At 75.4% G+C, this 9,941-nt stretch carries 10 protein-coding genes and 1 pseudogene; 4 read left to right on the top strand and 7 right to left on the bottom strand.

What is annotated here, in order from left to right; translation table 11 throughout:
- Window positions 1–384: 384 nt before the first annotated feature.
- Entirely contained in the window at window positions 385–1,014 is a 630-nt protein-coding gene (locus ACFV8H_RS01745) for an ankyrin repeat domain-containing protein (RefSeq protein ID WP_380396066.1), read from the top strand.
- 171 nt (window positions 1,015–1,185) lie between these two features.
- On the opposite strand, the pseudogene ACFV8H_RS01740 reads toward ACFV8H_RS01745, so the two are convergent.
- Window positions 1,186–1,824: pseudogene (locus tag ACFV8H_RS01740) on the bottom strand (maleylpyruvate isomerase family mycothiol-dependent enzyme); the annotation flags it as partial.
- A 1-nt stretch (window position 1,825) separates the two neighbouring features.
- A complete protein-coding gene (locus ACFV8H_RS01735; RefSeq protein WP_380396065.1) occupies window positions 1,826–2,365 on the bottom strand; it encodes an SRPBCC family protein in 540 nt (179 codons plus the stop codon).
- A gap of 269 nt (window positions 2,366–2,634) precedes the next feature.
- Between ACFV8H_RS01735 and ACFV8H_RS01730 the strand changes: the two genes are divergently transcribed.
- Window positions 2,635–3,567: a LysR family transcriptional regulator gene (locus tag ACFV8H_RS01730; protein WP_380396064.1), complete on the top strand. Its 933-nt coding sequence runs from the start codon at window positions 2,635–2,637 to the stop codon at window positions 3,565–3,567.
- Between the two features lie 16 nt (window positions 3,568–3,583).
- Here ACFV8H_RS01730 and ACFV8H_RS01725 read toward each other — a convergent pair whose 3' ends face one another.
- The 3 genes from ACFV8H_RS01725 to ACFV8H_RS01715 are packed head-to-tail and all read right to left on the bottom strand — an operon-like array spanning window position 3,584 to window position 5,608.
- A complete protein-coding gene (locus ACFV8H_RS01725) occupies window positions 3,584–3,991 on the bottom strand; it encodes a hypothetical protein (protein WP_380396063.1) in 408 nt (135 codons plus the stop codon).
- 31 nt (window positions 3,992–4,022) lie between these two features.
- A complete protein-coding gene (locus ACFV8H_RS01720) occupies window positions 4,023–4,793 on the bottom strand; it encodes a GNAT family N-acetyltransferase (protein WP_380396062.1) in 771 nt (256 codons plus the stop codon).
- A gap of 50 nt (window positions 4,794–4,843) precedes the next feature.
- Window positions 4,844–5,608 carry a crotonase/enoyl-CoA hydratase family protein gene (locus ACFV8H_RS01715; protein WP_380396061.1) on the bottom strand — a complete coding sequence of 255 codons (765 nt, stop codon included), beginning with the start codon at window positions 5,606–5,608 and terminating at the stop codon, window positions 4,844–4,846.
- Window positions 5,609–5,754: 146 nt separating this feature from the next.
- Here ACFV8H_RS01715 and ACFV8H_RS01710 point away from each other — a divergent pair, with 146 nt between their 5' ends.
- Window positions 5,755–7,089: a PLP-dependent aminotransferase family protein gene (locus ACFV8H_RS01710; protein ID WP_380396060.1), complete on the top strand. Its 1,335-nt coding sequence runs from the start codon at window positions 5,755–5,757 to the stop codon at window positions 7,087–7,089.
- Window positions 7,090–7,931: 842 nt separating this feature from the next.
- Here the strand turns inward: ACFV8H_RS01710 and ACFV8H_RS01705 are convergent.
- The gene (locus ACFV8H_RS01705; RefSeq protein WP_380396059.1) at window positions 7,932–8,906 is read right to left on the bottom strand and encodes a helix-turn-helix transcriptional regulator; all 975 of its coding nucleotides are present in this window, start codon (window positions 8,904–8,906) and stop codon (window positions 7,932–7,934) included.
- A 99-nt stretch (window positions 8,907–9,005) separates the two neighbouring features.
- Here ACFV8H_RS01705 and ACFV8H_RS01700 point away from each other — a divergent pair, with 99 nt between their 5' ends.
- On the top strand, window positions 9,006–9,551 hold the full coding sequence (locus tag ACFV8H_RS01700; RefSeq protein ID WP_380396058.1) for a DinB family protein: 546 nt from the start codon (window positions 9,006–9,008) through the stop codon (window positions 9,549–9,551).
- 47 nt (window positions 9,552–9,598) lie between these two features.
- Here the strand turns inward: ACFV8H_RS01700 and ACFV8H_RS01695 are convergent, their stop codons facing one another.
- The gene (locus ACFV8H_RS01695) at window positions 9,599–9,814 is read right to left on the bottom strand and encodes a heavy-metal-associated domain-containing protein (RefSeq protein ID WP_380396057.1); all 216 of its coding nucleotides are present in this window, start codon (window positions 9,812–9,814) and stop codon (window positions 9,599–9,601) included.
- Between the last annotated feature and the right edge of the window lie 127 nt (window positions 9,815–9,941).

The following is a 9,941-nucleotide window of genomic DNA, read 5'->3' as shown; positions in this document are numbered from 1 at the left end:
CCGCACCCCCGGCGCCCCGCCCCGCCCCCCCCCGGCACCCCCCCCCCCGGGGCCGGGGCGGGGGCGGGGGGGCGGGGGCCGGGGGGGGGGGGCCGGGGGGGGCGGGGCGGGGCCGAAGGTCAGCCGGTGAACCGCCCCTCGCGGGTCCTGGCCACCCGCACTGCTGGTCGCCATCGGCCTGCTGCCGGGCCGGATCGGCGGACACCCGGTCCGCTACCCACTCTCCTGGTGAACGGCGTACGGCGGGATCAACCGATCGGTCGACCCCGCCGTACGCCGTTCCGCCGCCCCGGTCCGCCCCACCCCGCCGATGCCACGGGGCACCCCGGGCCGCCAGGCTGGTGGCGAACACCGCCGCACCCGCCCGCCCGGAGGAGCCCCGCCATGACCGACCGCCCGCCGACCCCCGCCGACCGCGCCCTGCTGGACGCCGCCGAGCACGGCGACCTCGCCGCCCTCCGCACCGCCCTGGCGGCCGGCGCGAACGTCGAGGCGCGGGACGACGAGGGGCGCACCCCGCTGCTGCGGGCCGCCTTCGCCGACCGGGTCGCCGCCGCCGCGCTGCTGGTCGGGGCCGGCGCCGACGTCAACGCCCAGGACCGGCAGCTGAACAGCCCGTGGCTGGTCACCGGCATCACCGGCAGCGTGCCGATGATGCGCGCCCTCCTCCCCGGCGGGCCCGACCTCACCCGCCGCAACCGCTACGGCGGCGTCTCGGTCATCCCGGCCGCCGAGCGCGGCCACGTCGCCTACGTACGGGCGGTGCTCGGCGAGACCGACATCGACGTGAACCATGTCAACGACCTCGGCTGGACGGCCCTCCTGGAGGCGGTCCTGCTCGGTGACGGCGGGCCCGCGCACCGCGAGATCGTCGAGGTCCTGCTCGCCCACGGCGCCGACCCCCGCCTCCCCGACGCCGACGGCGCCACCGCCCGCACCCTGGCCGAACGGCGGGGCTTCCACGACCTGGCGGCCCTGCTCCGGCAGGCGGAGGAGCACCCGCCCTCCTCCTGAGCGGACCTCACCCCCAGCCGGGCACCGGCGGCAACGGCCAGGCCGGCAGCACCGCGGGCGCCGGCAGCCCGCCGTCCACCCGCAGGGCCGCCAGCGGGCCGCCAGCGGGCCGCGCCCGGCGAACCAGGCGAGCAGTGCGTGCCCGGGGCCGCTCACCACCGGGCCCGTCCCGCCGGTCACCCAGCCGAGGCCGAGGTCCTCGGCCTCCACCCGGGCCAGCGGCACCGCCCGTACGGCCAGTGCCGCGGCCGTCTCGGCCAGGGCCGCTCGAACGAACGCCGCAGGCCAGTCGGCCGGCCCGCGGCCGAGGCCCAGGTCGACCGCGTGCACCTCCAGCTCCCGCCAGGCCCGCCACAGCAGGTACCAGGCCGGGTGCCGCCAGCCCGCCAGCGCCGGGACCAGGACGTCCCGGCGCCTGGCGGGCAGCCCGGCCGCGTCCCGCAGCAGCCCGTCCAGGCTGTCCCGCAGGTCGGCGACCAGCGCCCCGGCAGCGCGCCCCGCGCCCTCGCGCAGTTGCCGGTCCAGCTCGGCGGCGTCGGCCCGCGGCCCGGGCTCACTGCCGGTACGGGCCAGGGCGAACATCCAGCGGTAGGCGTCGGCGCTGCGGGCGAGGTGGGTGAGCAGATGGCCCCGGCTCCAGCCGGGGAACAGCGACGGCTCACGGGCCTGCCGGTCGGTCAGCGGCGCCAGGTCCGCGCACCGGCGTGCCGCCGACGCCCGGACCTCCGCGAGCAGCCCGTCGAAGTCCAGCGGACGGTCGGGCTCCGCGAGGCCCGGCCGGTCGAGCCCCGAAAGGTCCAGCTCCGGCATCTCAACCCACGCTCTCGGCCGCCGACTTGATGCCCTCCAGCGTCGCCGTCATCCCCGTCCGCAGCTCCCCCAGGCGGAAGGCGACGATCTTCTCCTCCGCCTCCGGCCGGGCGTCGATGGCCCGGGTGACCCCGCTGCGGCCCGGGCCGAGCAGCACCGAGTGCCGCACCCGGGTGCCGCCGTCCTCGGGGCGCAGCTCGAAGCGCCACCGGGCCAGCGCACCGGTCGCGTCCGTCACCGGGGTGCCGAAGCGGCCGTCCACGTCCAGGACGGCCCAGGCGAAGGCGCGGTGCTCGACCAGCTCCACCACCTCGGAGACCGTCCGCCAATCGGGCATGCCCGCCCGGCGGTTGTACCCCTCGAAGCGGGCGCCCGGCGCGGGGCCGTCCGCGCCGGGCGCGCCGTCCAGCCAGGCGGTCCGCTGGAGCTCCGGGCTGTGCCGGGCGGGCAGCGCGATGTCGGTGACCAGTGCCCAGACCCGCTCCACCGCCGCCCGGACGAAGACCTCGCAGTCCGCACCGGGACCATCGGCGTACCGCATTCCGTTTCCCCTTCCACCGCCCGACGTGCCCGTAGGCTCGTGGGCCCGTGGGTACCTACGGGTCGGCACCCGCCCCGCCCCCGCCTCTAGCGTCCGGAGCGCCGCGAAGGCAGCGGGCGGGTTGCCGCCCTCCTGCGGGCCCTGCCATCGATGATCGAGGCTGCCGGACTTCCAAGTCAATCCGCTGATTTCCTGGGGAACTTCCAAGGTCGGGCTTGGGTCGGGCCCCTTCTCGTGCCGTCCCGGATCCGGCACTACCCTGGGCGTTCGTGACCCTCGACGACCTCCGCGTCTTCGCCGCCGTCTGCCGGGCCGGCTCGCTCAGCGCCGTCGCCCGCGACCTGGCGTGCAGCCAGTCCGCCGTCAGCCAGCACGTGAAGCGGCTGGAGCGCGAGCTGGGCCTCACCCTGATCGAGCGGCACCCGCGCGGCGTGGTGCCCACCCAGGCCGGACGCCACCTGCAGACCGCCGTGGCCAACGGGCTGGGCGGCATCGACCACGCGCTGCGCACCATCGCCGAACTCGCCCGCGGCGAGGGCGGATCGGTGCGGATCACCACCGGCGCCACCAGCATCCGGCACTTCATGTCCGCCGCCGTGGTCGACTTCCGCGAACGGTTCCCGCAGGTCAGCCTGGAGTTCCAGACCGGCGTCTCCAGCCGCAGCTGTCTGGACGCGCTCACCGCCGGCCAGGTCGACCTGGCCTGGATCACCCTGGGCACGCCCGTCCGCGGCATCGAGCAGCGTCCCGTCGCCGACCTGCCGTGGGTGCTCGCCGTGGCGGCCGCCGACCCGCTCGCCGCCCAGGCACGCATCGAACCCGCCGACCTCCAGGACGCCCGGCTCATCGGACTGCCGCAGAACTCGGTCTCCCGCTCCCAACTGGACGACTGGCTCGGCAAGTCGGGCATCCGCCCGGTCTTCGACACCAGCGTCACCGACTGGGACACGGCCATCCTGCTCGCCGAACTCGGCCTCGGCCACGCCGTCGTCCCCGCGCTCCCCGAGTGGCAGGGCCCCGGCCACCCCGGGCTCCGGCTGGTCCCGCTGCCCGACCTCCCGGGCCTCACCGTCGGCTGGGCCGCGCGCGAGTGGCTCACCCTGGGACCGCTCGCCCGGGCCTTCGCGGACACCGTCGCCGACCACTGCGGGCGGGCGGCCGCCGGGCCGGTCAGCCCCGCAGCCCCTCGTCGCACTCCCTGACCGAGTACTCCCCGGCCTAGTACTCACCGGCCGAGCACTCACCAGCCAAGTACTCACCGACCGACCGCAGCCCGCCGCCGCCCAGGAGCCGGGCCACCGGCAGGCCCTCGTCGCGGGACGTCACCGCCGACAGTCGCTCGAACTCCTCGGGCAGGACGTCCAGCAGGCTCAGCACCTGCTCGCCGGTCCGCAGTTCCAGCACCAGTTCGCAGCGCAACTGGGCCGGCACTTCCGGACGGTGGGACAGCCCGTGCCACAGCGCCGCCCGCAGGTAGTGCCGCCCCTCGGGCGCCGCGTGCACCCTCAGCCACGCCGGGTCCAGCCGCTGGGAGAAGCCGAGATCGACGGCACGCTCCTCCAGTCGCAGCAGTGCCGGGGTGTCGACGGCCATCAGGTCACGGGGCAGGGCCCGTTCCGTGTTCATGCCCCCATCCAATCGCCTGTCCCCCGGGCCGTCAGCTCGTCTGGAAGGACAGGTTGCGGCCGATCTCGACGAAGCCCCGGCGCGCGTACCACGTGCGCGGCCAGTCGACCGCGTCCGCGAGCAGGAACAGCCGCGGGATCCCGGCCGCCGCCGCCAGGGCCAGGCCGCTGGCCAGCAGGGTGTCCCCGTGACCGGCCCCGCGGTGCGGGATCGCGGTGACCAGGTCCTCCAACTGCGCCAGCCCGGAGGCCGGTTCGAGGTAGAGGTCGACCCAGGCGGCCACCTCGCCGTCCGTCGCCCGGGCCGCCAGGAAGTGCACCTGCTCGGCGCCGCGTCGCCTGGCCGGTCGGCGGTCGGTGAGCTGGCGGAGCAGCTCCGCCTCCTCGTACCACTCCCGCTGCTGCCGCAGGACGGACTCCCGCAGTTCGGCGAACTCCGTCGGCAGGGCGGCCGGTTCGGGCAGTGCGCAGCCCGCCGTGTCCCTCGCCATGACCACCACGGTGCTGCGCTCGTACCCGGCCCCGGCCAGTACCGGCGCGGCCCGCTCGCCCCACGCCTCGTCGAACACGGTGATCGCGTACTGCCGGCGCTGCCCGAGCCAGCGCGCCGCCAGCCCCGGCAGGGCCGCCGGGTCGGTGCCCGGCCCGGTGACGATCAGCTGGTTGTGCTCGTGGGAGAGCACGAACTCCGGGTCCCGCACGGCGAAGACCCCCGGGAACTCGGGCAGTTCGACGACCTCGGCCGCCTGGCGGCGGGCGAAGGCGGCATGGAAGGCGGCTACCCGCTCGAGCAGATCGGACATCCCGCCATGATCGCCCGGCCCGTTGCCGTCGGCCAAGCGAATATCCGGCCTCAGGTCCGGTCGAGGAACCGCCGGATCCCGTCCCGCACACCGTCCGTCGGCACGGTGGCGGCGAAGGCCGCCGCCTCCACCGCGAGGCCCTCGTCGATCGGCAGGTTGATCCCGCGGGTGACCGCCCGCAGGCAGGCGGCCACCGCGGTCGGCGCGTACCGGATGATGCGATCCGCCAAATCCCGTGCCTCGTCGAGCAGTTCAGCGGCCGGGACGACCGCGTTGACCAGGCCCAGCTCGGCTGCCCGGGCGGCCGGGACCGGGTCCCCGGTGAGGATCAGCTCCAGGCCGCGCTTGCGGCCCACGTGGCGCGGCAGCCGCTGCGAGCCGCCGAAGGGCGGCGGGAAGCCGAGCGCGATCTCCGGCTTGGCGAAGCTGGCGTGCTCCGCCGCGATCGCCAGCGGCGCCGCCTCGGTGAGCTCGCAACCCCCGCCGTACGCCAGCCCGTTGACCGCGACAATGATCGGCTTGGGGAACTCCTCGATCCGCCGGGTCAGGGTGTGGCCGCGGCGGACGAACTCGCGCAGCGCCCGCTCCGGCCCGCCCGCGATGCTGGCCGCCAGCGACGGGATGTCGGCGCCCGCGCTGAACGCCCGCTGCCCGGCCCCGGTCAGGATGACGGCGCGGACGCTGTCGTCGGCGTCGATCCGGTCGAGTGCGGCGAGCAGCGCGTCGATCGTCGGGTAGTCGAGGGCGTTGAGCTTCTTCTCCCGGTCGATGGTGAGGGTGACGACGTGCTGGTCCCGCTCGCTGTGGACGGTCATGGCCGCTGGTTCCCTTTCGCCGTGGTCACTTCGGTCACTGCCCGAGCGAGGCTAGGAAAGGTGGTGCAGGACAATCCAGTTATTGTCCTGGATACACTTCCCCCTCCCCCCTCCCCCGCCTTCGGACCACGGAACGGCAGGCCCCCGTGCGACCTCCCTCCTACAAGGCCGTCGTCGACGAGTACGCCGCCGCGATCCGCTCCGGCGCCCTGCCCGCCGGCACCCGGCTGCCGACCCACCGCGCCCTCGCCCGCGAACGCGGCATCGCGCTCGCCACCGCCACCCGCGTCTACGCCGAACTCGGCGCCGCCGGGCTGGTCGTGGGCGAGCAGGGCCGCGGCACCTTCGTCCGGGTCCGCTCCGGCTACGACGGCATCGAGCCCTCCCGCGTCCTCCCGGTGCCCCGGACCGCCGATCTCTCCTTCAACCAGCCGCTCGCCCCCGACCAGGGCGACCAGCTGCGCCGGGCGCTGCGCACCCTCGCCTCCTCCGGCGACGCCGAGGCCCTGCTGCGCCAGCACCCGCCCGGCGGCCACCGGCACGACCGGGCGACCGTCGCCCGCTACCTGCTGGACCGCGGCGTCGACACCGCCCCCGACAACGTCCTGCTCACCAGCGGCGCCCAGCAGGCCCTCGACTGCGTCCTGCGCACCCTCACCCGCCCCGGCGACGTCCTCGCCGTCGACGCGCTCAGCTACCCGGGCGTCAAACTCCTCGCCACCGCGCACGGACTGGACCTCGCCCCCGTGCCCGTCACCCCCACCGGGCCCGACCTCGACGCCTTCGACCGGCTCTGCCGCAGCCGCCCGGTCCGCGCGGTCTACACCATCCCGACCGTCCACAACCCGCTCGGCTGGGTGCTCGACCGCGGCCAACGGCAACGCCTCACGGCCCTCGCCACCGCCCACGACTGCACCCTGATCGAGGACGGCACCTACGCCTTCCTGGAGGCCTCACCGCCCCCGCCGCTGCACGCCCTCGCCCCCGACCGCACCTGCTACGTCGCCGGCCTGTCCAAGAACGTCGCCCCCGGCCTGCGGTTCGGCTTCGCCGTCCTCCCCGACCGCCACCTGCGCGCCGCCACCACCCAGCTGCGCGCCGCCGCCTGGGGCGCCCCCGGCCTGATCACCGCCCTCGCCACCGGCTGGCTCGCCGACGGCACCGTCACCCGCCTCGAAGCCCGACGCCGCGCCGACGCCGCCGACCGCCAACAGCTCGCCCGCACCGCCCTGGCCGGCCTCGCCGTCACCGCCCACCCCACCTCCTACATCCAGTGGCTCACCCTGGAACCCCACCAGCGCCCCGACCGGGTCGCCGCCCTGCTCGCCGCCGAGGGCATCCTCATCTCCACCGCCGACGCCTTCGCCACCGGCCCCCACCACCCCAACGCCATCCGCCTCGCCCTCGCCAACCCCCCGCTGCCCGAACTCCCCGCCGTACTCGGGCGCCTGCGCGCCACCATCGAGTCCATCGCCCCGTAGCCCGTAGCCACGACGGGCCGCCTCCACCACCACTCCGGCAGCGCCTCGTACAGACAGCCCGGGCCGAACCGGTGCACCGACGGCAGCAGGCACGCGCCCGGGCCCGCCCACCAAAGCCCCGCCCCACACCGAACGTCGACCCAGCCGACTTCCTGCACCGCCCGGATCGCCGAGCTCAGCCCGGCCCACAACGAAGTCCAAGTCGCCCCGGCCAACCCCCACAGCAACACCGCCACACCAGAAGTCGACCCAGCCGACTTCCTGCGCCCCCGAAACGGCGGCAAGCCGTCCCGCACCGATGTCCAAGACGACCCCAGCCAGCCCCCGTACGTCTGCCGCCACAACGACAGCCCCGCACAGGAAGTCGACCCGGCCGACTTCCTGCACCACCCGGATCGCCGAGTTCGGCCCGGCCCGCAGCGACAACCGCCGTACGCGCATACAAGAACGCATCGCCGAGCCGCCACGGGGCAGCGGCCAGCCGCTCACACAGGAAGTCGATCGGGCCGACTTCCTACTCCTCCGCGCCACCCCGGCCCCCACGCCGCTCAACAGCCAGCCCAACCCTCGGCGTTAGGGGACGACTCCTCGCCCACCCACGCCCCGTGACGCGCCGGGCGGCACTCCTCGATAAGCCGCGGGAGAACGTCCTCATTCGCGCCCGGCAGCATGGACCACCGCACGGGAAGTCGATCGGGCCGACTTCCTGTTCCGCGCCACCCCAACCCCCACCCGGCTCAACGGCCGGCTCGGACGGCTCATAGGCCGCCCACGCCCGGTCTGAGGCACCGACCGACACTCCTTGATGAGCCACCGCACCGGAAGTCGACCCGGCCGACTTCCTACTCCTCCGTGCCGCCTTCCGCTGCCCGGCCGAAGCGGGTGGACCATTCCGCGATCAGCGTCCGCAGCTCCGGCGGGTGGACGACCTGGAACTCGGCGCCGAGGGAGCCCAGGGCCATGGCGGGCCAGTCCAGGGAGTCGGCGGTCATCCGTAGGCGGCAGCGGGTGGCGTCCACCGCCTCGACGTCGCCCCAGCGGCCGACGTGGGAGCGGACCTGCTCGGCGGGGGCCTCCACCAGGGCCTCGACGCGGTTGGGGCGGGGCATGGCGCTGAGGCCCGCGCGGACGAACTCGGCGGCGTCGGCGGCCGGGAGGGTGCGGGGCGCGAAGCGGGCGCCGGTGGCCTCGGCGGCGGTGAGGCGGTCGAGGCGGAAGGTCCGCCAGTCGCCGCGGTCGAGGTCGTAGGCGACCAGGTACCAGCGCCGGTCGAGGCAGACCAGCCGGTGCGGTTCGACGTGCCGCTCGGTGCGCCGCGCGGAGGCGGCGGTGTACGAGAAGCGGATCCGTTCGTCGTCCCGGCAGGCCAGGGCGACGGCGGTGAGGGCGTCGGGGTCGACGCGGGAGGCGGGCGCGGTGCCCCAGTCGACGGGGACGGTGACGGCGCGCAGCGCCTCGACCCGGCGGCGCAGCCGGCCCGGCATCACCTGCACGACCTTGGCCAGGACCCGGACGGAGGCCTCGGCGACCCCCTCCACCGGGCTGTCGGCCGCCGCCTGGAGTCCGACCGCGAGGGCGACCGCCTCCTCGTCGTCGATGACCAGCGGGGGCAGCGCCGCACCCGCGGCCAGCTGGTAGCCGCCCTCGACGCCGCGCTGGGCCTCAACGGGGTAGCCGAGGTCGCGCAGCCGGTCGATGTCGCGGCGCAGGGTGCGGACGGAGACGCCGAGCCGGTCGGCGAGTTCCTCGCCGGGCCAGTACCGGTGGGTCTGGAGCAGGGAGAGCAGTCGCAGGGTCCGGGTGCTGGTGTTCGCCATGTCCCGATTCTGGCCGCAATTCAGGACAGAAAGTGGCCGCAATGCTCCGTAACGTGGTTCTTGTCCAAGGGAGCAGGACCCGAACGGAAGGCCAGAGCCATGACCACGACCACCACCCCCGACGCCACCACCCCCGTCACCGGCGAGCGCGCCGACCTCCTGGTCGCGCTGGAGAAGCAGCGGCACTTCCTGCGCTTCACCACCCGCGACCTCACCGACGAGCAGGCCGGCCTGCGGACCTGTGCGAGCGAGCTGTGCCTGGGCGGTCTGGTCAAGCACGTGACCACGGTGGAGCGGCTGTGGGCGGAGTTCATCGTGGAGGGCCCGTCCGCGATGCCCGACTTCTCCGCCATGACCGAGGCCGACTTCGCCCGCCGCGCCGACGAGTTCCGGCTCCTGCCGGGCGAGACGCTGGCCGGGGTGCTCGCCGCGTACGCCGAGGTGGCCCGCCGGACGGACGAGCTGGTGGCCACCCTGCCGGACCTGGACGCGACCCAGCCGCTGCCGAAGGCGCCCTGGTTCGAGGCGGACGCCGAGTGGTCGGCCCGCCGGGTGCTGCTGCACGTCATCGCCGAGACCGCCCAGCACGCGGGCCACGCCGACATCATCCGCGAGTCGCTGGACGGCGCGAAGAGCATGGGCTGACCCGGATGGGGCCCGCCGCACCAGGGCGGGCCCCACGGGGCCCGGGGTCAGATCTCGTCGACGAGGGTGAAGCCGGCCCCGTCCACCGCGCTGCGGACCGCCGCCGTCTCCAGCGGCTGGGCGGAGGCCACGGTGACCCGTCCGCTCGGCGCGTCCGCGACGACCTCGGTGACCCCGGGGATGGCGGCGAGCCCGGCGCTGACGGTCCTCTCGCAGTGGCCGCAGCTCATGCCGTCGACGGTGAGGACGGTGGTGATGGACATGGCGGTGCCTCCGGTTACGGGTCGTGGTGCGGGTGGTCGTCGTGCAGGTGGTGGTGGTGGGGGGGGGGGGGGTAGACCCCCACCCCAACAACCCAATACCACCGCGAACCCCCCGAACAACCCCCAC

The organism is Kitasatospora sp. NPDC059827 (assembly GCF_042731675.1).
GTDB lineage: Bacteria > Actinomycetota > Actinomycetes > Streptomycetales > Streptomycetaceae > Kitasatospora.
The sequence above is the reverse complement of the archived record's forward strand: the minus strand, read 5'-3'. Positions and strand labels throughout refer to the sequence as shown.

Bases quoted from the DNA above. Each gene is read 5' to 3' on its own strand.
- ACFV8H_RS01745 (WP_380396066.1), top strand. From the start codon at position 385: ATGACCGACCGCCCGCCGACCCCCGCCGACCGCGCCCTGCTGGACGCC.
- ACFV8H_RS01735 (WP_380396065.1), bottom strand. From the start codon at position 2,365: ATGCGGTACGCCGATGGTCCCGGTGCGGACTGCGAGGTCTTCGTCCGG.
- ACFV8H_RS01725 (WP_380396063.1), bottom strand. From the start codon at position 3,991: ATGAACACGGAACGGGCCCTGCCCCGTGACCTGATGGCCGTCGACACC.
- ACFV8H_RS01720 (WP_380396062.1), bottom strand. From the start codon at position 4,793: ATGTCCGATCTGCTCGAGCGGGTAGCCGCCTTCCATGCCGCCTTCGCC.
- ACFV8H_RS01715 (WP_380396061.1), bottom strand. From the start codon at position 5,608: ATGACCGTCCACAGCGAGCGGGACCAGCACGTCGTCACCCTCACCATC.
- ACFV8H_RS01705 (WP_380396059.1), bottom strand. From the start codon at position 8,906: ATGGCGAACACCAGCACCCGGACCCTGCGACTGCTCTCCCTGCTCCAG.
- ACFV8H_RS01700 (WP_380396058.1), top strand. From the start codon at position 9,006: ATGACCACGACCACCACCCCCGACGCCACCACCCCCGTCACCGGCGAG.
- ACFV8H_RS01695 (WP_380396057.1), bottom strand. From the start codon at position 9,814: ATGTCCATCACCACCGTCCTCACCGTCGACGGCATGAGCTGCGGCCAC.